General features: G+C 65.9%; 19 protein-coding genes and 2 pseudogenes. 5 read left to right on the plus strand and 16 right to left on the minus strand.

Going from position 1 to position 19,796, the window contains the following annotated elements:
- The first annotated feature begins 8 nt into the window (after positions 1 to 8).
- The gene (locus ORI60_RS10955; protein ID WP_266036864.1) at positions 9 to 1,070 is read left to right on the plus strand and encodes a glucose 1-dehydrogenase; all 1,062 of its coding nucleotides are present in this window, start codon (positions 9 to 11) and stop codon (positions 1,068 to 1,070) included.
- Positions 1,067 to 2,869: a glycoside hydrolase family 15 protein gene (locus ORI60_RS10960; RefSeq protein ID WP_266036866.1), complete on the plus strand. Its 1,803-nt coding sequence runs from the start codon at positions 1,067 to 1,069 to the stop codon at positions 2,867 to 2,869. Before ORI60_RS10955 ends, ORI60_RS10960 begins: the two co-directional genes overlap by 4 nt.
- A 70-nt stretch (positions 2,870 to 2,939) precedes the next feature.
- Here ORI60_RS10960 and ORI60_RS10965 read toward each other — a convergent pair whose 3' ends face one another.
- From ORI60_RS10965 to ORI60_RS10995, 7 genes and pseudogenes are all read right to left on the minus strand, one after another.
- The gene (locus tag ORI60_RS10965; protein ID WP_266036868.1) at positions 2,940 to 4,535 is read right to left on the minus strand and encodes an alanine/glycine:cation symporter family protein; all 1,596 of its coding nucleotides are present in this window, start codon (positions 4,533 to 4,535) and stop codon (positions 2,940 to 2,942) included.
- Positions 4,532 to 4,861, minus strand: a complete 330-nt coding sequence (locus ORI60_RS10970; protein ID WP_266036869.1) for a hypothetical protein — start codon at positions 4,859 to 4,861, stop codon at positions 4,532 to 4,534. The genes ORI60_RS10965 and ORI60_RS10970 overlap by 4 nt, the downstream gene beginning before the upstream one ends.
- A 532-nt stretch (positions 4,862 to 5,393) precedes the next feature.
- Positions 5,394 to 6,971 (minus strand): annotated as a pseudogene (gene ctaD, locus ORI60_RS10975) (cytochrome c oxidase subunit I); the annotation flags it as partial.
- A 150-nt stretch (positions 6,972 to 7,121) separates the two neighbouring features.
- Positions 7,122 to 7,506, minus strand: a pseudogene (locus ORI60_RS10980) (ferredoxin); the annotation flags it as partial.
- Between the two features lie 209 nt (positions 7,507 to 7,715).
- Entirely contained in the window at positions 7,716 to 7,946 is a 231-nt protein-coding gene (locus ORI60_RS10985; protein WP_266036870.1) for a hypothetical protein, read from the minus strand.
- Positions 7,947 to 8,408: 462 nt separating this feature from the next.
- On the minus strand, positions 8,409 to 9,905 hold the full coding sequence (locus tag ORI60_RS10990) for a cytochrome bc complex cytochrome b subunit (protein ID WP_323055897.1): 1,497 nt from the start codon (positions 9,903 to 9,905) through the stop codon (positions 8,409 to 8,411).
- On the minus strand, positions 9,902 to 11,011 hold the full coding sequence (locus ORI60_RS10995) for a ubiquinol-cytochrome c reductase iron-sulfur subunit (RefSeq protein ID WP_266037284.1): 1,110 nt from the start codon (positions 11,009 to 11,011) through the stop codon (positions 9,902 to 9,904). Before ORI60_RS10995 ends, ORI60_RS10990 begins: the two co-directional genes overlap by 4 nt.
- Before the next feature lie 216 nt (positions 11,012 to 11,227).
- Here ORI60_RS10995 and ORI60_RS11000 point away from each other — a divergent pair, with 216 nt between their 5' ends.
- Both ORI60_RS11000 and ORI60_RS11005 read left to right on the plus strand, forming a co-directional pair.
- Entirely contained in the window at positions 11,228 to 12,325 is a 1,098-nt protein-coding gene (locus ORI60_RS11000; protein WP_266036872.1) for an enolase C-terminal domain-like protein, read from the plus strand.
- Positions 12,298 to 12,660 (plus strand): hypothetical protein, encoded by a 363-nt coding sequence (locus ORI60_RS11005; RefSeq protein WP_266036873.1) that lies wholly within the window; start codon positions 12,298 to 12,300, stop codon positions 12,658 to 12,660. Before ORI60_RS11000 ends, ORI60_RS11005 begins: the two co-directional genes overlap by 28 nt.
- A 3-nt stretch (positions 12,661 to 12,663) precedes the next feature.
- Here ORI60_RS11005 and ORI60_RS11010 read toward each other — a convergent pair whose 3' ends face one another.
- The 7 genes from ORI60_RS11010 to ORI60_RS11040 all read right to left on the minus strand — a co-directional run bounded on the left by ORI60_RS11010 (position 12,664) and on the right by ORI60_RS11040 (position 17,667).
- On the minus strand, positions 12,664 to 13,416 hold the full coding sequence (locus ORI60_RS11010; protein ID WP_266036875.1) for a CPBP family intramembrane glutamic endopeptidase: 753 nt from the start codon (positions 13,414 to 13,416) through the stop codon (positions 12,664 to 12,666).
- Between the two features lie 10 nt (positions 13,417 to 13,426).
- Positions 13,427 to 14,203, minus strand: a complete 777-nt coding sequence (locus ORI60_RS11015; RefSeq protein ID WP_266036877.1) for a universal stress protein — start codon at positions 14,201 to 14,203, stop codon at positions 13,427 to 13,429.
- 10 nt (positions 14,204 to 14,213) lie between these two features.
- Positions 14,214 to 14,507, minus strand: a complete 294-nt coding sequence (locus ORI60_RS11020; protein ID WP_266036879.1) for an iron-sulfur cluster biosynthesis protein — start codon at positions 14,505 to 14,507, stop codon at positions 14,214 to 14,216.
- Positions 14,508 to 14,923: 416 nt separating this feature from the next.
- Positions 14,924 to 15,109 (minus strand): hypothetical protein, encoded by a 186-nt coding sequence (locus ORI60_RS11025; RefSeq protein ID WP_266036881.1) that lies wholly within the window; start codon positions 15,107 to 15,109, stop codon positions 14,924 to 14,926.
- A 23-nt stretch (positions 15,110 to 15,132) separates the two neighbouring features.
- The gene (locus tag ORI60_RS11030) at positions 15,133 to 15,546 is read right to left on the minus strand and encodes a four-helix bundle copper-binding protein (protein ID WP_266037285.1); all 414 of its coding nucleotides are present in this window, start codon (positions 15,544 to 15,546) and stop codon (positions 15,133 to 15,135) included.
- Positions 15,547 to 15,645: 99 nt separating this feature from the next.
- Entirely contained in the window at positions 15,646 to 15,867 is a 222-nt protein-coding gene (locus tag ORI60_RS11035; RefSeq protein ID WP_266036883.1) for a hypothetical protein, read from the minus strand.
- Between the two features lie 6 nt (positions 15,868 to 15,873).
- Positions 15,874 to 17,667, minus strand: a complete 1,794-nt coding sequence (locus tag ORI60_RS11040; RefSeq protein WP_266036885.1) for a thiamine pyrophosphate-requiring protein — start codon at positions 17,665 to 17,667, stop codon at positions 15,874 to 15,876.
- A 207-nt stretch (positions 17,668 to 17,874) separates the two neighbouring features.
- On the opposite strand from ORI60_RS11040, the gene ORI60_RS11045 reads away from it, so the two are divergent.
- A complete protein-coding gene (locus ORI60_RS11045; RefSeq protein WP_266036887.1) occupies positions 17,875 to 18,888 on the plus strand; it encodes an SDR family oxidoreductase in 1,014 nt (337 codons plus the stop codon).
- Positions 18,889 to 18,890: 2 nt separating this feature from the next.
- Here ORI60_RS11045 and ORI60_RS11050 read toward each other — a convergent pair whose 3' ends face one another.
- A complete protein-coding gene (locus ORI60_RS11050; RefSeq protein ID WP_266036889.1) occupies positions 18,891 to 19,373 on the minus strand; it encodes a MarR family winged helix-turn-helix transcriptional regulator in 483 nt (160 codons plus the stop codon).
- 50 nt (positions 19,374 to 19,423) lie between these two features.
- Complete coding sequence (locus tag ORI60_RS11055) at positions 19,424 to 19,792, minus strand: nuclear transport factor 2 family protein (RefSeq protein WP_266036891.1); 369 nt, start codon at positions 19,790 to 19,792, stop codon at positions 19,424 to 19,426.
- Between the last annotated feature and the right edge of the window lie 4 nt (positions 19,793 to 19,796).

Raw genomic sequence — 19,796 nt, forward strand, 5'->3', positions numbered from 1 at the left:
CCCCGCTGATGCGTGCTATCACGGTCATACCGAAGCAACAGGACACCCTGGAACTGACCGACGTGCCAGATCCGGAACCAGTCGGCGGTGAGCTGCTGGTGCAAGGACTGGCCGTGGGCGTGTGCGGGACCGACAAGGAGATCGTCCGCGGCGAGTACGGCTGGTCACCACCGCAGCGCGAGCGCCTCGTCATCGGGCACGAGTCGCTGGGCCGCGTCCTCACGGCCGGGCCGGACACCGGATTCTCAGCGGGTGATCTGCTGGTGGGTGTCGTCCGCCGTCCCGACCCGATCCCCTGTGGAGCATGTGCCCACGATGAGTTCGACATGTGCCGCAACGGCAAGTACACCGAACGCGGCATCAAGGAGCTAGACGGGTATGCGAGCGAACTGTGGTGCGTGGAAGCCGACTACGCCGTGAAGATCGATCCCGCGCTGGAACAGGTCGGCGTTCTCATGGAGCCCACCTCCGTCGTGGCCAAGGCCTGGGAGCAGATCCGTCGTGTCGGTGAGCGCGCCTGGTTCGAACCACGACGTGCCCTGATCACCGGAGCCGGTCCGATCGGGCTGCTCGCCGCGTTGCTCGGCATCCAACAAGGCCTCGACGTGCACGTGCTCGATCGCGTGACCGACGGGCCGAAGCCCGATCTGGTGCGCAAGCTGGGAGCGACCTACCACCACGAGGACGCCGCGACGGTGGCCGCTCGTGTTCATCCCGACGTGGTGGTCGAGGCGACCGGCGCCGGCACCGTCGTCTTCGACGTGCTCGCCAACACCGCCGCCTACGGGATCGTGTGCCTGACCGGGGTCTCGTCCGTCGGACGTCCGATACGGCTCGACGCGGCGGCGATCAACCGCGAGCTCGTTCTCGAGAACGACGCCGTGATCGGGTCGGTCAACGCCAACCTGCGGCACTACCGGCAGGCCGCTGACGCACTGGCGTCCGCCGACGAGACCTGGCTCGACTCCCTGATCACCCGCAGAGTGCCGCTGACCCGCTACGCCGATGCGTTCGAGTCCGGTCCTGAGGACGTCAAGGTCGTCATCGAGCTGAACGGAGCCGGCTCGTGACCGCCACGCCGATCGAGGACTACGCGCTCCTGGGCGACCTGCAGACAGCGGCTCTGGTCGACCGGCGCGGCAGCATTGACTGGCTGTGCCTGCCGCGGTTCGACTCACCCGCCTGCTTCGCCGCCCTGCTCGACGACGCGGACGCTGGCCGGTGGTTGCTGGCGCCGGCGAACGGGACGCCGTGCACCCGTCGCCGCTACCGGGACGAAACACTGGTTCTCGAGACCGAGTGGGAGACACCGGACGGGACCGTGCGGGTGATCGACTTCATGCCGCCGCGCGGCGAGGCCGCGGACGTGGTGCGCATCGTGGAGGGGATCTCCGGCTCCGTGCCGATGCGCATGGACCTGCGGCTGCGGTTCGACTACGGCAACGTCGCGCCCTGGGTGCGCCGCCACGACGGTCAGCTCGTCGCGATCGCCGGGCCGGACGCGGTGTGGCTGCACACGCCGGTCACCCTCGACGAGACCGGCTCAGGTGCCGAGTTCACCGTACGCGCAGGTCAGCGGATTCCGTTCGTGCTCACCTACGCGCCTTCCCACTGCCCGACACCGCAGGTCGTGGACGCGGAGCAGGCCCTGCGTGACACCGAACGACACTGGCGCGCCTGGATCAGCGGCTGCCGGTACGAGGGCCGCTGGGATCGCGAAGTGCGCCGCTCGCTGATCTTGCTGAAGGCGCTGACCTATGCCCCGACGGGCGGAATAGTCGCCGCGGCCACCACGTCACTTCCGGAGGAACTGGGCGGCACGCGCAACTGGGACTACCGCTACTGCTGGCTGCGCGACGCGACCTTCACCCTGCAGGCGCTGCTCGGTACCGGCTTCGTGGAAGAGGCGCGTGCGTGGCGGGAATGGCTCGTCCGGGCAGTCGCGGGGGACCCGGCGAAACTCCAGATCATGTACAGCGTCGACGGCGCGCGGAGGTTGCCGGAACAGGAATTGCCGTGGTTGTCCGGCTACGCGGAGTCGGTACCTGTGCGCATCGGCAACGCCGCGGCGGATCAACTCCAGCTCGACGTCTGGGGTGAGGTCCTGGAAGGCCTGCACCTCGCCCGGCAGTCGGGGATCGCGGTCATGGACACGGCCTGGGACGTCCAACGCGCGCTGCTCGACTACCTCGAAGGGCACTGGGCCGAACCGGACAACGGCCTGTGGGAGGTCCGCGGACCGCGCAGGCACTTCGTGCACTCCAAGGTGATGGCGTGGGTCGGGCTGGACCGCGCCGTGCACACCGTCGAACACCACGGCCTCGACGGACCAGCCGACCGCTGGCGCCACGTGCGGGACACCATCCACCGCGAGGTGTGCGAGCACGGCTACGACGCGGAACAAGGCACGTTCACCCAGTACTACGGCTCACGAGCGGTCGACGCAGCCTTGCTTCTCCTGCCCCGCGTCGGATTCCTGCCCTGGCACGATCCGCGTGTCCGCGGCACCGTCGACGCTGTTCAACGGCAGCTCTCCGAGGACGGGCTCATCCTCCGGTACCGCACGGAGGTCGAAGGCCGAGTCGACGGGTTGCCCGGCTCGGAGGGCGTATTCGTGGCGTGCAGCTTCTGGCTCGCTGACGCGTTGTGCGGCATCGGACGCGTGGAGGAAGCCGAAGCGCTGTTCCGGCGATTGCTCGACCTGCGCAACGACGTCGGGCTGCTCAGCGAGGAGTACGACGTCGCCACCGGACGGCACCTCGGCAACACACCACAGGCGTTCAGCCTCGTCGGCCTCGTCAACACCGCTCGCAGCCTGTCTGGAGGGCCGACGACGACCTCGGCACCGGCCGACGCCAGGGGTCGATGAGGTTCGGTGAGCTGACCAGACAGCTCGGAGTGCAGGGCCAGGAAGGAGAGTCCGCGGACATTCCACGTGATCAGGAGCTGACGTTCTCACTCTTCCGGACCTCGCCGGAATCGATCTTGTTTCGGAAACTCCTCAACTCCTGCTTCACCACCGGCGCCAGCAGGTACAGGCCGATGATGTTGAACAGGGCGAGCAGGAACAGCACGGCGTCGGCGAAGCTGAGCACGCTGCCCAGGGTCAGCACCGACCCGGCGACGATGAACAGGCAGAAGATCAACTGGTAGAGACGTTCGCTGCCCCGTGACTTGCCGAACAGGTAGGTCCACGCCTTCTGTCCGTAGTACGCCCAGGTGATCAGTGTGGACAGGGCGAACAGAGCGACCGCCACGGTGAGCACGTAGGGGAACCAGGGCAGCACGGTCTCGAAGGACTGCGAGGTCACGGTGACCCCGTCCGGAATGTCACCGCCGGCGAACACGCTGGCCTGAGCGTCGGTCCAGAACTGGGTCTTGGCGATGACGATAGTCAACGCGGTCATGGTGCAGATGACGACGGTGTCGATGAACGGCTCGAGCAGAGCGACGTAGCCCTCGGTGACCGGGTTCCTGGTCTTGACCGCCGAGTGCGCGATCGGCGCGGACCCGAGGCCCGCCTCGTTGGAGAACGCCGCTCGCTGGAAGCCGACGATCAGCGCGCCGACAGCGCCGCCCACCACGCCCTCCGGTGAGAAGGCGCCGGAGACGATGGCGCCGACCGCGGCGGGCACTCCGGAGATGTTGACGCCAATGACGATCAGGCAGGCCGCGACGTAGACGATGGCCATCGACGGGACCAGCTTGCTGGTCACCCTGCCGATGGACTTGATCCCGCCAATGATCACAGAACCGACCACGAGGGCGAGCACGACACCGAAGATCAGGGCGGCACCGTCACTGCCGAGGAGGCCGTTGTCCCCTCCGGTGACATCGCGCAACTGGGCGAAGGTCTGGTTCGCCTGGAACATGTTGCCACCGGAAATGGCGAAGAACAGGATCATCACCGCCGCCAGCACTGCGAGGACCCTGCCGACGGCCTTGCCCCGGCTGCCGAACCGCTCCGCGATCCCCTTGCGCAGGTAGTGCATGGGGCCGCCGGAGACCGTGCCGTCCTCGTGCATTTCTCGGTACCGCACACCGAGCGTGCACTCGACGAACTTGGTGCACATGCCCAGGAGCCCTGCGACGATCATCCAGAACGTGGCACCCGCGCCACCGATGGTCACCGCGACGCCCACACCCGCGATGTTGCCGAGACCGACCGTGCCGGACACCGCCGAACTGAGCGCCTGGAAGTGCGTGATCTCGCCGGGATCGTCCTTCTTGCTGTACTTCCCGCGCACCAGGTCCAGCGCCATCTTGAACCCGCGGAACTGGATGAATCCGAAGTAGACGCTGAAGATGGTCGCGGCGGTGACCAGCCAGGCGACGATCCACGGGAACTCCAGGCCGAACACGGAAATCTCTGCGAAGACGAACGCGGACAGTGCCTGGGACACCGGATCGAAGACGCTGTTGATCCAGTTCTCGACGGCGCCGAGAGTCCCGCTCTCCGTGGCGAGCACGTTCGCGGCGATGAGTCCGTTGTGGTCGGCGCCGATGATTACGGCGTCCGCGGTTTCCACGGTCATGAGCGGTCCTTTCGGCTTTTCCTGCGCAGAAGCAACGTGCCAATGCCAATCAACCCGACCTTGCGCACGACCGACGTCAGCCGGTCCTCCAGCGGTCCGCCTGGACAGGGTGACGGGTGCAGCCAGGCGCGGTACCGCCGGACTAGGGAGACGGTGACCCCGATGAGCACGGCAGCCAGTGCCGCGCTCACAAGCGGTATGTAGGTGCTGCTGAATTCGCGGAAGATCGCGGTGAGCAGCAGGCCGGCGAGGAAGGTGGCGCTGAGGACGCCGGCGAGGACCTTCCACCAGTAGAGCCGGTCGTCCTGACGTCGATGATCCTGCACGGTCTCCGCCTCACTTCCTGGTTTCCTGCGCCTGTTCGTCGCTCCACGGATTGGCGAGCTGTCCGCCGACGCTGAACAGTCCGCCGAAGAACAGCACGACGGCGATGCCGAGGTGCAGGAAGCTGTCTGAGTGGTCGAGCCCGAGGAAACCCGTGGGTGACGCGGTGGCGGTACTGCCGAAGACGAACAGGCAGAGGTTGACGACGGCACCCAGGAACGCGAACATGATCAACGACACCCGCCACCAGGCAGACACCAACGCCGTGACGGCGAGCGAAGCGAGCACCAGGGCGTGGCCGGCGCTGATCTCCCACCACAGCGCGCGGGGTCCGCTGACAGCCGGCACGGCCGCGCTGACTGCGGCGCCCAGGACGAAGACGCGTGCGATGAGCTCACGACGGTCGCGGCCCATGTGGGCGGGCGCCGTGTCGTTCTTCTTCGTGCGCTCAAGTGCTTCGTCGGTGTGGAGGCCCTCGTGCTCGTGCTGGCCTCTGCTCTTGCGGCCGCCTGATCCGCCGATCGTGTGCTGACGCATCTGCCGGGCCGCCTTGGGGTGGTGCAGTTCGAAAGCTGGCCGTTCGGATCGGATGCGCGGCAGTTGGTAGAAGTTGTGGCGAGGCGGTGGCGAGGTGGTGGCCCATTCGAGCGAGTTGCCGAAGCCCCAAGGGTCATCGGCAGTGACGCGTTCGCCGTACCTTCTGCTGCGCAGAGCGTTCCAGATGAACACCAGAGTGGAGGCCCCGAGCAGGAACGCCCCGATGGAGGACACGAGGTTCATACCGGTGAACCCGTCAGTGGGCAGGTAGTCGGCGTAGCGGCGGGGCATGCCGGCGTTCCCGAGCCAGTGGTGCACGAGGAACGTGGTGTGGAAGCCGATGAACGTCGTCCAGAAGTGCCACTTCGCGAGGCCCTCGTGGAGCATGCGGCCGGTCATCTTCGGCCACCAGAAGTACAGGCCTGCGAAGGTGGCGAAGACGATCGTGCCGAACAGCACGTAGTGGAAGTGGGCGACCACGAAGTACGTGTCGGTGACGTGGAAGTCCAGCGGTGGCGACGCGAGGATCACGCCGGACAGACCACCGAACAGGAACGTGACGAGGAACCCGACCGCCCACAGCATCGGCGCTTCGAAGGTGAGGGTGCCGCGCCACATCGTGCCGATCCAGTTGACGAACTTGATACCGGTGGGCACGGCGATGAGGAACGAGGTGAAGGAGAAGAACGCGAGCAGCACCGCGCCGGTGGCGAACATGTGGTGTGCCCATACGGCAGCAGACAGCAGCGTGATGGTGATGGTGGCGAACACCAGTCCGCGATAGCCGAACACGGGTTTTCGGCTGAAGACGGGCAGGATCTCGGTGACGATGCCGAAGTAGGGCAGCGCGACGATGTAGACCTCGGGATGGCCGAAGAACCAGAACAGGTGCTGCCAGAGGATCGCACCGCCGTTGGCCGGGTCGAACACGTGTGCCCCGAGGTGCCGGTCCGCGAGCAAGCCGAACATCGCGGCGGTCAGCACGGGAAAGGCCAGCAGGATCAGGATGCTGGTGAACAGGATGTTCCAGGTGAAGATGGGCATCCGCCACATGGTCATGCCGGGTCCGCGCAGGCAGATCACCGTGGTGATCATGTTGACCGCGCCGAGGATCGTGCCCAGGCCGCTGAGGATGAGACCGGTGGCCCACAGGTCCGCGCCGACACCTGGCGAGTGCGTCGCGAGGCTCAGCGGGGTGTAACCCGTCCAGCCGAAGTCGGCGGTGCCACCTGGGGTGAGGAAGCCGCTGAGCACGATGAGCCCGCCGAACAGGAACAGCCAGTAGGACAAGGCGTTGAGGCGGGGGAAAGCCACGTCGGGAGAGCCGATCTGCAGCGGCAACACGAAGTTGGCGAAGCCGAACACGTTAGGGGTGGCGTAGAGCAGCAGCATCAGCGTGCCGTGGGCGGTGAAGAGCTGGTTGTACTGCTCGTTGGACAGGAACTGCAGGCCGGGTGCCGCCAGTTCGACGCGCATGAACAGCGCCATCACGCCGCCGATGACGAAGAACCCGAACGAGGTCGCCAGGTACAGCAGGCCGATCTGCTTGTGGTCGGTGGTGCGCAGTAGGTCCAGGAACCGCGAGCGAGGTTCGTGGCGGAGATCGGAGGACTGCTGTGCGGACGATGCCGTGCGGGTGGGGGACTGGGTCAAGGTGCGCTCCACTCCGCTCGTTCGCACTGCGTACTTCGGATCTTCAGCGGAGTCGACTCCGGTGTGGAAGATTCCGAACCACGCGCAGGCCGAGCCGGCGAGCGATGCCAGCCCTCCCAGCGCGTCGCCGATACCGAGATGCTTGCCCAGCGACGGCAGGTGGCGGGTGATGACCACCGGATCGGGTGGCGGTCCGTAGACCACGGGTTCGTCCAACAGCAGGAAGAACCCCCGCATCGCCTGCACCGTCGTCGGGGTCGTGGCCGTACAGGCGGGCATCCGTGGTGCCCGCGTCGTTGAGCTGCGCTACCCGCTTGGCCGCGCGCTCGCAGCTCGTCGAGTTCACCGAACTGGATGGAGTCGGTGGGCAGGTCTTCGCGAAGGCGGGCTCCTGGCTGGCGCCGAGCCGGTCGTAGCACACCGTGCACTGCCACACGCGGCCGTCATCCCTGCGCTGGCACGCCCTGATGACGGTGAAGATCCCGTAGCGCGAAGCCAGATCTTCGTAGCGACCGTCGTACGACGGTCGCCGCTCTTCAGAAGGTCCACCAGGTTAAAGTCCATGACTCTCACGCCCCCGTTCCGGTCTGCTCCGTGGTGCCATACCGCCGCTGGTAGGACTGCACCAGGTTGACCCGCCCAGACCGCGTGGGCCGAATCCGGTGATCAGTACACAGAAGCTTTCCTCGCGGTGCTCAGGTTCCCCAGCCTGTGCCGGGCGAGCTGATGCAGCATCTCGCTCAGCGCCTCGGGAACGATCTGTCCTTCCAGGTCCTGCCGCGCGTTGAGCACGGTCTTCGAGACGACGGGCCGTGCAAGTACACCGCTGAACTCTGCGGCCAACCCGTTCGTCACCTCCATCACGTGCCGGTCTGACTGTTCGACCTCGACAGTCATCTTCTCCTCCTCACTTGGCTTCACCTCCATCCTGAACGAGCTGCCGGGCGCGGGACCTGACGAGTCGATGACGAATCCATGCTGTTGGCAACTTTTGCCTGTTCGAAAGGACCGAAAGGACTTCGGTCCTTTCGGTGCGGGACGACCACGACTTGGTCTCCCGTCTCGGGGCAGACAAAAGAACGGATGACACCGCGAGGTTCAGAGCCGGAAGTACTGCTTGTTCGGCACGGTTTCAGCAGTGCCCTGGTGGGTACCGCACCGCCACGGTGGCCTTGGCCGCCAGAGATGGGGAACCCGCGCCACCTGGACCTGCAGCAGGTTCGAGTACTGGTTTGCGGACGGGTGCGTCGTCTGCCCGTCCGGTAGCCAATGCTCCCGCGCAGAGGAGCTCACCCCGGTGTGTCACGCGGCTGTGGTCGGTCGAGCGGTCGAAGCGGCGGCCTTGGGAGCTCTTCGGCGTCATCCATGCTCGTCACTGCCCTGTGGATCAGGGCTGAAGAACCCGCCTCGAACCGGCTTGCCCGCTGCGCCGAGCTCGTTCGGCTTCTTCGGAACCGGCGCGCCGGCGTAGGGCAGACCGGTCCTGCCGAGCGACTGGTGCAGTTCCAGGAATGCGCCGTGCGGCTGGCGTTTGACGATGCCGGTCTCAATGCCGTGCTCGAGCGTCTCGCGGTCACGCCGCTGAAGGCCCAGGCAGATGCGGTAGGTCAGGTAGTAGGCGAGTGGGGGGAGCAGGACCACCCCGAGCCTGCCCCACCAGACCGCCGTGTTCAACGAAACGTCGAACACGAAGGCGATGATGTCGTTCGCGCCGGACAAGAGCAGAACAACGAAGAACGTGATCGCCATCATTCCCAGGCTGGTCCGCATCGCGGCGTCACGAGGCCTCTGTACAAGGTTGTGGTGCGCACGGTCGCCGGTGAGCCGCCGTTCGACCCACGGGTAGAGGGCCGCCGTACCGAGCACGAGAACAGGTAGCACCACGGTCGGGAAAACGACTGCGGGAATCCGGTAGTTCCACAGTGGTATCTCCCAGGCCGGCCAGATGCGAGCCGCACCGTCAAGCCAGATCAGGTACCAGTCGGGCTGTGATCCAGCGGAGACCTGTGTCGGGTCGTAGGGGCCGTAGTTCCACACGGGGTTGATTTGCAGTAGGCCACCCATCGCAGCCAGAACGCCGACCACGCCGGTGAACAAGGCACCGCTCTTGGCGGCGAACACCGGCACGATGCGTACGCCGACGACGTTGTTCTCCCGACGGCCGACGCCGGGGAACTGGGTGTGCTTCTGGTACCACACGAGGGCGAGGTGCACGGCGACGAGCGCGAGAATGATCGCGGGCAGCAGCAGGATGTGGACGGTGTAAAGCCTCGGAATGATGTCATTGCCAGCGTACTCACCACCGAACACCAGCCAGTGGATCCACGTGCCGATCACCGGGATCGACAGCATGATTCCAGACGCGATGCGCAAGCCTGTGCCAGACAACAGGTCATCGGGCAGCGAGTAGCCAGCGAAACCCTCGGCGATGCTCACCGTGAACAGGCCGATTCCGATCACCCAGTTCATCTCGCGTGGCCGGCGGAACGCCCCGGTGAAGAAAATCCGGAGCATGTGCACGACGATCGCGGCGACGAAGACCAGCGCGGCCCAGTGGTGCACTTGACGCAGGAACAGCCCGGCACGTACCTCGAACGAGATCTGCAACGTCGACTCGTAGGCGCGCGACATTTCGATGCCTCGCAGGTTGGCATAGCTGCCGTCGTAGACGACTTCCTCCATGGAGGGGTCGAAGAAGAGTGCGAGATAGGTGCCGGTGAGTAGCAGCACGACCAGGCTGTAGAGCGCGATCTCGCCGAGGAGGAACGACCAGTGCGTCGGGAACACCTTGTTGAGCTGTCGCCGCAGACCTGCGGCCAGGGGCAGGCGGCGGTCCGTCCAGTCGAACGCGTTCACGGCTCCAACTCCCAGAATCCAGGTCCCACCGGTGCTGTGAAGTCGCCGCGTGCCACGAAGTAGCCGTCGTCGTCGACATCGATCGGCAGCTGCGGCAGCGCGCGCACAGCTGGACCGAAGACCGGTTCGGCATGCTTTCCGAGGTCGAACTGCGACTGGTGGCACGGGCACAGCAGAAGGTCGATCTGCTGTTCGAACAGCGAGACAGGACAACCAAGGTGCGTGCAGATGCGGGAATAGGCGTAGTAGTCGTCGAAGTTCATGCCGCGCCGGTCCGGCCGTCGCTCGACCACGACGTCAGGGCGCAGCCGGAACAGCATCGCCGGGCTGTCCGCCCGATGCATCGCCTCCGCCAGCAGTTCCGGATGGCCGCGCTCGCTCTCACGGAACGGCACGACCGGCATCATGGATCCCGCCTCGAGTTCTCCTGGCCGGACGAGCACGATCGTGTGAGGGTCATCGCCGACCGCGCGCAGGTACACCTTCTCGCCGTTGTGCGAGCGCCAAGGGGTGCGCCACAACGTGTCCTCGCCGCGGCCGGAGTCCCACGGGTCGCGCACGAAGCCCCCGAGTGCCACCACACCCGCGCCTGCGCCGAGTACCGCGGCACCCAGCCCGGCCGTCCGTCGGAACAACGAACGCCTGGCGACCCCGGAACGTTCGGCAGCATCGGTCACGGTGGCCACCAGCGTGTTGCGGGAGGTGTCCGTGGATCCCTCGCCGCCGTGGTCGTGCCGTCGTTGCACCGACTGCTCGTGTGGCAGAAACCGTTTGATGTGGACGATCAGAGCGACGGTGAACCCCAGCACCGTCAGCCCGGACGTTAGTCCGAGCATCGGTGTGTAGAGCTGGTGAAGAGCCGAGCCAGGTTGCTGTGGAGGTACGTACCTCCACGGCCAGAACAGGTAGACCGCGACCAACGCGAGTCCAGAGATGATCGAGATTCCCATCCACGTCAGCACGTGCCTGCGGGCACGTCGTTCCGCCCTGGTGCCAAGTGTCGGCCAGGGGCCGGCGTATTGGCGGAGCTCGACGTCATCTAGTTCCGCGCTGTGCCGCACCAGTTCGTCTCGGCCGGTGGAATCTTTGTCTTGGCTGGGGTGCACTTCAGTCTCCCGTCGGCAGCTGCGTCGCGAGTGCAGCTGGCGTTCCCCATATCCGGCGGAGAAAACTAAGGCGAAGGAGCGTGTAAGGGGCAAATGTTGTTGAGTCGCAATGTTGCTTTCGTTCTGGTCACAGACAGCTCACGGTGCCTTCGTGGTGGTACTCGCGGTACAAATGCTCACGTGATCGGAGTAAGACAAATGGCTGCCATCACAGACGTGTCCGCCGACGTCTATCAGATCGAACTCGACGAACCGCACGCGGACGGCACCTTGACATGGCGTCACATCACGGTCGTCATATCAACAGTGCGCGCCGACGGAGTGACGGGAGTCGGATGGACCTATGGCGCGGGCGGGGCGGCTGATGTGATCCGTGACGTTCTCGCGCCCGCGATCGACGGCATGGACACGATGGACGTGCAGGGCTGCTGGCAAGCGATGCGCGTAGGTGCGCGCAACGCTCTTGTGCCAGGCCTGGTGATGTCGGCGATCTCCGCGGTGGACATCGCGTTGTGGGATCTGAAGGCGAAGACGCTCGGGACACCACTGAGTTGGTTGCTGGGCAGGGTGCGCACCGCCGTGCCGGTCTACGGCAGTGGCGGCTTCACCAGCCTCGGCGAGGACGAGCTGGGGCGTCAGCTCGGCACCTGGGTGCACGAGGATGGCATGTCCAGCGTGAAGATGAAGATCGGCGGCACCACCGACGAACGCGACGTTCGGCGAATGAACCTCGCACGTCAGGCGATCGGCTCTGGTGCTCAGCTGTTCGTCGACGCCAACGGCGCTTATACCGCCAAACAAGCGGTCCGGATCGCGGATCGAGCAGCGGAGGCAGACGTCACTTGGCTCGAAGAGCCGGTGTCGTCGAACGACCTGACAGGGCTGGCGATGGTGCGCAATGCCGTCCAAGCCGACGTGGCGGCGGGGGAGTACGGCACCTCTGAAGGCTACTTCCGGGAGATGTGCCAGGCGGGCGCGGTGGACTGCCTGCAGGTTGATGTCACGCGCTGCGGCGGTATCACCGGATTTCTCCGCGCCGCGGCGATCGCGGGCTCGTTCGAACTGGAGATCAGTTCGCACACCGCACCGCAACTGCATGCCGCGGTCAGCTGCGCGGTCCCGAACATCCGGCACATCGAGTGGTTCAGCGATCACGTCAGGGCCGACGAAATCCTGTTCGCCGGGTGTGTTCGTCCTGATGACGGGTTTCTCACACCGCAGACCGAGCTATCTGGACATGGACTTGCCGTCCGCGACGCCACGGACCACCGGGTGCAGTTCCCAACATGGTCGGCCACGTCTCGCTCGCTCTGATCCCGGGTTCGGCCGGTGTTGGTCTGGGCCTCTGCGCCGTGGGACGGGGGAGGGGTGGGTTGAAGGCCAATGCCACCACCAGTTCACCGTCGTTGTCCTCTACCGTTGATCAGCGGCTCGACCGCACGCTCTTCGGCTGGGAGATGCCGGTAGTGTGGACCGACCCGATCAATGCGATCTTCATCATCCTGCTGGCAGGAGCATTCGCGAGCTGCTGCAGCGTCGACGACGAGGCGGTGTACTTCAGTGTGGTCGGCGGCGCGGCAGTCGCGTTCGGAGTGCTGCTCGTCCTGGCCAGTCCGTTCATCCACAAGCTGATGAGCGGCGTGCGCTGAGGCTCAGGTCTGGGGAACGTTGCCTGTCAGCGCCAGCAGCAAACCCAAGGCGGGCAGCAGGTTGTTCACCTGATGAGCGACTATCGCTCCGATCAGGCTGCCGGTGAACATTCTGGCCAGTCCGACCGGAATCGACAGCACGAGCAGTAGCGGGGTGCGCAGCAGTTCCAAATGCGCCAAGGAGAAGAGAACACTTGTCACCGCGAACACGACCCACCGGTTGAGCCGCCAGTGCTCCAATGAGCGCCACAACGCACCCCGGAACAGCACCTCCTCGGCTGCGGGAGCGACGAGCCACACCACCAGGAACACGGTCACGGCCGCAGCTGTGGGCATCTGCCGGTCGGCGAACGCCTCACCAACCGCTGACGTGGCCTGATCGCCGCCGACCCAGTTCGCCCACACGATGGCGGCGGGAATGGTGACCAGCAGTCCGGCGAGCCCGATCGCCGCACCGAGACCAGCCGAACGCAGCCCGGACCGGACCGCGAGCTCGCGGCGCGACCGGCCTGTTCGCGGTCCTGCTCCGAACAGCGACGTGCACGCGATCGCGACCAGCGCACCACCCACAGGAGGCACGATCAGCAACACGAGCAGGCCGCTGTCGGGCAGCTGTCCTTCCTCGACGGTCGCCGGGTCGGCCGGCGCGTACCAGATCAGCGTGACCACCGACAGCGCCAGGAACGCCACCTCGGCGGCGACGAAGACGATGAGCATGCGCAGGCCCGCCATGAACCCACCCAGCTGTTCGTGCACCCTTACCTCCCTACTCGCTCAGCAAGGCATGGGGTACCACGGCGACGGGACAGGATGCGTGGTTGAGCGCGGTACGGCTGACCGAGCCGAACAGAGCGCGATGCACGGCACCGTCGCCGTGGTCGCTCACCACGAGGAGCTGGGCATCTTCGGACTGCTCCAGCAGGATCCTGGCGTCGTCGCGCACAGGACGTAATTCGCATGCGTAACGCTTCGCGTAGCCGGCGGCGAATCGCACGGCGGGCATGCTGTCAGGCGAGTCGTCCACTCCGACGATCACCGGACCGCTGCGGCCCACCGGGCCACCGCGGACTGCGACAACAGGGCGGTCCGCGTCGTGCACCAAGGTCGTGACGGTGGAGCCGATCAACGCGCGAGGCAACGCCCACTGGCCGGACATCCCGACTACCAGCAGCTCGGCGTCCACGGTCCGTGCTGCCTCGATCAAGGCGGGAGCCGCCCGGCCGCCCACGACTTTGACGTCGACCTCAAGTCCCGGCTCAAGCCGTCGGCACTCCTCAGCGGCGACGGCGACATCCTCTTCTGCCTGCCGTATGAGCGACGTGTCATCGAACACCGCCGCAGCACCCCATCCGGGTGCCGCCACCGCGCCCCACGCACTCGTGACCGACGTCAGATGCGCATGCACGAGCAGCAGCGGACAGCATCGGTGGGCGGCTTCGTCCGCCGCCCACCTGACCGCTTCCCACGCGGTGTCGGAGCCGTCGAAGCCGACGACCACACCACCTCGGTGGCCGACCTCGACGAACGGATTCGCCGCAGACATGTCCGCCGCCTCAGGACTTGCGGTGAACGGCGAAGTGGAACTTGCCGCAATCGTCGCCCTGGACATCGAGCACCTGATCGCTGAGGCAGCGAGCGGCGATGTGGTCGAGGAACACACGCGAGCCCGCAGCTCCGGCCACGACCTGGTCACCATCCACCGGCTCGTCGGCGACCACCAGCGCGAAGCTGGCGCCCGTGGCGGGCTTCCTGGTGAGCGAGATTCTCAGCCCGCCCTGTGCGCCGTGGCAGGCGACGGAGGCGATGGTGTTGATCGCTTGGCTGGCTCGCTGGCTGACGTCGAGCATTGCGGCTCCTGGTGACGGCTTCGTGCTGACGAGTCCACCGTAAGGACCGGACGCGTCGGCTGCACGGACGCGATGTACGGATAGCGCAAATGTTGCACAGACGAAAGGTAACGCTCTCTGCGGATCGGTTCGATTGTGTGTGCCGATCGTGTACGGCACATTCGAGACAGTTGGCAGGATTAGGCTGGGCTGTCAGCCGTTTCCGACACGCGTTGCACGCCATCGGCCGGGCCCAGTGAGGCCACCGGTCTCTTCCAGCGGGTTCTGCACCTTGCAGCGACGTCGGACTATTCCGCGAGGAGTGCGACGTCAACGCCGGTCGCCAGGTGGGCAAAGCACCATAGGCGTTCAGCCTGGTCGGTCTCATCGCACCCACCCGCACGCTGTCGGAGCTCACATCACGACGTCGCAATGACTCAGCGGCGGCTGATGGCGAACAGCATCACCGTCATCGGCACCGCTGCCGCGGACAGGGCGATGGCCGCCAGCACGATCCAGGAGACCTGGTAGCGGTTGCCCGCGTAGACGGCGAATCCGACCAGGAACGCCAGCGGGATCAGCGCGAAGAGCAGACCTGCCCTGATACGAGGTTCGACGTCCATCGTCCTGTCCTTCCGAGCTGGTCTCAGGCGAGCGCGCCAATCAGATTCCGGCACGCCTGTTCGCACTTGCGGCATGCTTCCGCGCAGACTCGGCAGTGCTCGTGCCGTTCGGCATGTTGAGCACATTCGTCGCCGCACGACTTGCAGAGCGTCGCGCACGCTTCGAGCACGGCGCGGGTGGCGTTGGCGTCGTAGCCGGTGTGGCGCGACAGGATCCGGCCGGCGGCGGCGCAGATGTCCGCACAGTCCTCGCAGGTGCGGATGCATTTGCGCAACATCGGCAACTGGTCATCTGCCTCTGACAAGCACGCGTCCGCACAGGCCGTGCATGCCTGGGCACAGGCGATGCATTCCTCGATGCACCGCACGAGCGCTGACCGGTCCACCTGCCCCAGGTCCGCCGGATAAGTCTCAAGCATTTCGGTTACCACGGTCATGTGGTTCATGCCTCCTCACGTCGATTTCGGCTGATTCTTGGGCGAGCGGCCGAGCACGCCCATGGCTGTGATCAAAACCGAGCAGGATCTTTTCGGCTGCTACGAGCGCTCAAATCGGCGTCGGCGTGCGTGTCTGCGCATCCCGGCCACAAGTCCGACCACCAGAGCGACGACAGTGCATGCGACAAGCGCGATGTATGCCTGGTTCGGTCCGCGCTCCACAGATACCCACAGCAGGCCGAGCAGGAACGCGACGCTGAGCCAGCCTGCCGTCACCTTCGCACCGTAGAGCGGCTCGTCCTGCTGGTCAGGTGAACTCATGGTTGTTCACCTCCGCGCGCCGGGCAGTAGCTCCTGCGCCTTGGTCTTGGTGCCCTGGACGATCAGGTGCCACGCCTCCGGGTCGCCGCGCAGGATCGCCTCGGTCAACGACTTCACCTGGTCGAACGTGGCGTGTGGTGGGATCGGCGGCACCTCGGGATCGCAACGGACGTCCAGCAGGGTCGGCCGGTCGGCGCTGAGGGCCAGATCCCACGCGCGTCCAAGCTGATCGGGGGCGTCGACGTCGATGGCCTGCATCCCGAGAGAGCGGGCGAAGCCCGCGTAGTCCACATCGGGAAGTGTCTGCGACTCCTCGAACTTCGGTGCACCGCCCATCGCCCGCAGCTCCCATGTGACCTGGTTGAGGTCGTTGTTGTGGAACACGCAGACCACCAGCCGTGGATCTGACCACCGGACCGCGTACCGAATCACGGTGATCAGCTCAGCCAGACCGTTCATCTGCATCGCGCCATCACCGACCAGCGCGATCGCCGGGCGATCGGGATGGGCGAACTTCGCGCCGATCGCATACGGCACCGCCGGGCCCATCGTCGCGAGCGTTCCCGAGAGGGAGCCGCGCATGCCGCGTCGCATCTTCAGGTCGCGGGCGTACCAGTTCGCCGCGGAACCGGAGTCGGCGGTGATGATCGCGTTGTCCGGAACCCGGCTCGACAGCTCCCAGACGACGCGCATCGGGTTGACCGGGTCGGCATCGACCATCGCCTGCTTCTCCATGGTGTCCCACCAGCGGGCGACGTTGCTCTCGACCGATTCCCGCCATTTGCTGCGTGGTTTGCGTTCCAGCAACGGTACGAGCGCCGCGAGGGTGGCCTGCGCGTCACCGATCAGGTTCACCTCGGTGGGGTAGCGCATGCCGATGAACTTGCCGTCGATGTCGATCTGGATCGCCCGCGCCTGACCGAAATCCGGAAGGTACTGGGTGTAAGGGAAGTTCGATCCCACGATCAGCAATGTGTCGCAGTCACGCATCAGCTCGTAGCTCGGGCGCGTGCCGAGCAGGCCGATCGACCCGGTTACGTACGGCAGGTCGTCGGGCAACACGTCTTTGCCCAGCAGCGCTTTCGCGACACCGGCACCGGTGAGGTCGGCCAGCTGCTCGACCTCGCCCACGGCCGACCGCGCCCCTGAACCGATCAGCATGGCGACCTTCTCGCCGGCGTTGAGAATCTCAGCGGCCCGGCTGATGTCTTCCTCGGGAGGCAGCACCCTCGACCTCGGAGCTCCCGGCCTGCTGGACGGAACCTGTTTGAACTCGTGCTGCGGTGGGACGTAGTCCTCCTCCTGCAGATCGGCCGGAATGATCACTGCCGTGGGTGTGCGCTCCGCGAGCGCGACGCGGATGGCCCGGTCGATCGCGTTGGGCAGCTGCTCGGCGACGTTGACCTCCACCAGGTACTCGCTCGCCACGTCCTTGAACAACGACTGCAGGTCCACCTCCTGCTGGTAGCTGCCGCCCATCGCGCTGCGTGCCGTCTGACCAACGATCGCCACTACCGGCACGTGGTCCAGCTTGGCGTCGTACAGGCCGTTGAGCAGGTGGATGGCACCGGGGCCGGAAGTGGCCAGGCAGACGCCGGCCTTGCCGGAGAACTTCGCGAAACCCACTGCAGCGAGCGCCGCCATCTCCTCGTGCCTGGCCTGGATGAAGCGTGGTTGGTCACCTGCCCTGCCGAACGCGGCGATGATGCCGTTGATGCCGTCGCCGGGGTAGGCGAACACCTGGTCGACCTGCCAGTCCCTCAACCTGGCGACTACGTGGTCGCCGACCGTCTGGGTCATGAAGCCTCCTCGCTAGGTCTCTCCGTTCGCCTACCCCGGAAGCGTCGTCGCCAACACGTAACGCGCCGACCATTGCGGCTGAAAACGTTTTGGTGGTGCAAACGTTGTGGGGGCGTTGTGTGGATAACGGCTCGATGTCGTGATGTGAGGAGTAGGCCTGCAGTGGTACCCATGGCGCGAAGTGACCGCAGCGAGAGGTGAACCGGCATGGGAACGAGTCTTGGGCCACAGGTTGTCGTCGTCACCGGGGCGACCGGAGGCGTTGGACGCGCGACGGCTCGCGCGTTCGCTCGTCGCGGGGACCGGGTGGCCCTGCTGGCACGAGGCGAGAACGGTCTCCAGGCGGCGTCCGATGAAGTGCGGCGGTTGGGCGGAGTTCCGCTGCCGTTGCCCACGGACATGGCTGACAACAATGCTGTCAGCGCGGCAGCGGACCGGATCGAGGAGGAATTGGGTCCGGCCGACGTGTGGGTGAACAACGGCTTCACAACCGTGTTCGCGCCGTTCTCCGAGATCGAACCCGACGAATTCCGCCGCGTCACCGAGGTCACCTACCTCGGCTACGTCAACGGCACCCGAGCAGCCTTGCGTCAGATGGTGCCGCGTGGACGCGGCACCATCGTGCAAGTCGGTTCAGCGCTCGCCTATCGGGGGATTCCGCTGCAGTCACCGTACTGTGGCGCCAAACATGCCATTCAGGGCTTCACCGAGTCCCTGCGGTGCGAACTCATGCACGACCGCAGCGGCCTGGAGATCACGATGGTGCAGCTGCCAGCGCTTAACACGCCGCAGTTCGACTGGGCGCTGTCCCGCATGCGCCGCAAGGCGACACCGGTGGCACCGATCTACCAGCCGGAGCTGGCGGCCAAGGCGATCACGTACGCGGCAGACCATCCCGATCGTCGTGAGTACTGGCTAGGAGCCAGCACGGTCGCCACGTTGATGGCGAACCGGCTGATGCCAGGACTCCTCGACCGTTACCTCGCTCGAACCGGATATGAGGCGCAGCAGACAGATCAGCTTGAAGACCCTGATCGTCCGGCGAACCTGTGGGAGCCGGTAGACGGCACTGGGCCGGACTTCGGTGCCCAGGGCCGTTTCGGACCGCACCAGCGCGATCACAGTCCGCAGCTGTGGCTGTCCCAGCACCGCAAGGCGGTCAGCGTGGTCACGCTGCTGTGCGGGGCGGCGGCGTATCTGCGCTGGCGCGGCCGTGAGTGAGGTCAGATCCAGCCGAGATCGCTTCCGTTCACGGCTGGTTCTCCACCGGCCGTGGCGAACGCCGTAAGCGCGTCGATGAGGCCTTGCCGGTGATCCTCCGGCATCCGCTCGACGATCTTCCTGATCCCGGCACGACGTCGTCGGGTGACATCCCGGACGAGCTTCTTGCCGGACTCCGTCAGCTCGATGACGACTTCGCGGCGTGAGGCCGGGTTGGGCTGACGCGCCACCATCTCCAGTGCGAGGAGGCGGTCCACCGTCCTAGTCGCGGTGGACGGGTTGACCCCGAGGAACTCGGCCAGCGTGGTCAGTTTCATCGGCCCTCTGCTCTGCAGCACGACGAGCACACGGAACTGGGGCAGCGTGATGGTGTCGCCCGCTGCGGCGATCGACCGTGCGGAGACGGCGACGAGAAGACGCGACGCGGTGAGCACGGCGTCCGCGAGTGCATCGACGCTGGTGGTGTCGACCTTGGACCGAGTCATGGCACAGTTGTACCCCAACGGCACCGTGTTGCCACAAACGCCGGAAAACGTCACTCTTGCGCGGAGTAGTGGATCGTCTGTACTGCGATACGGCCGTTCTTCACGAGATAGGTGTCGACGCCGTCGTGGATTCTGGTGCTGTCTGGAGAACATCGCCCCGACCACTCGAGCATGCCGACCTCGCCGTGCACGAGCAGGCTGCGATAGTTGTACGCACCGTCGGGTAGATAGCCGCGCAGAATGGCCGCGAGCGAGCGGATCGCATCGTGGCCGTGGTGAACGCCCTCAGCCGACAACGTGACTACGTTGGCGGCGTAGTTCCGGTCGAGATCGGCCTGCAGCCTGCCGGCGCGCCGTTGCTCGAGATGGTCTTCGAGAACGTCCCGAGTGCTTCTGCCGTTGGAGTCCTGTGCCGACATCGGG

The organism is Lentzea sp. NEAU-D7, from assembly GCF_026242055.1.
Taxonomy (GTDB): Bacteria; Actinomycetota; Actinomycetes; order Mycobacteriales; family Pseudonocardiaceae; genus Lentzea.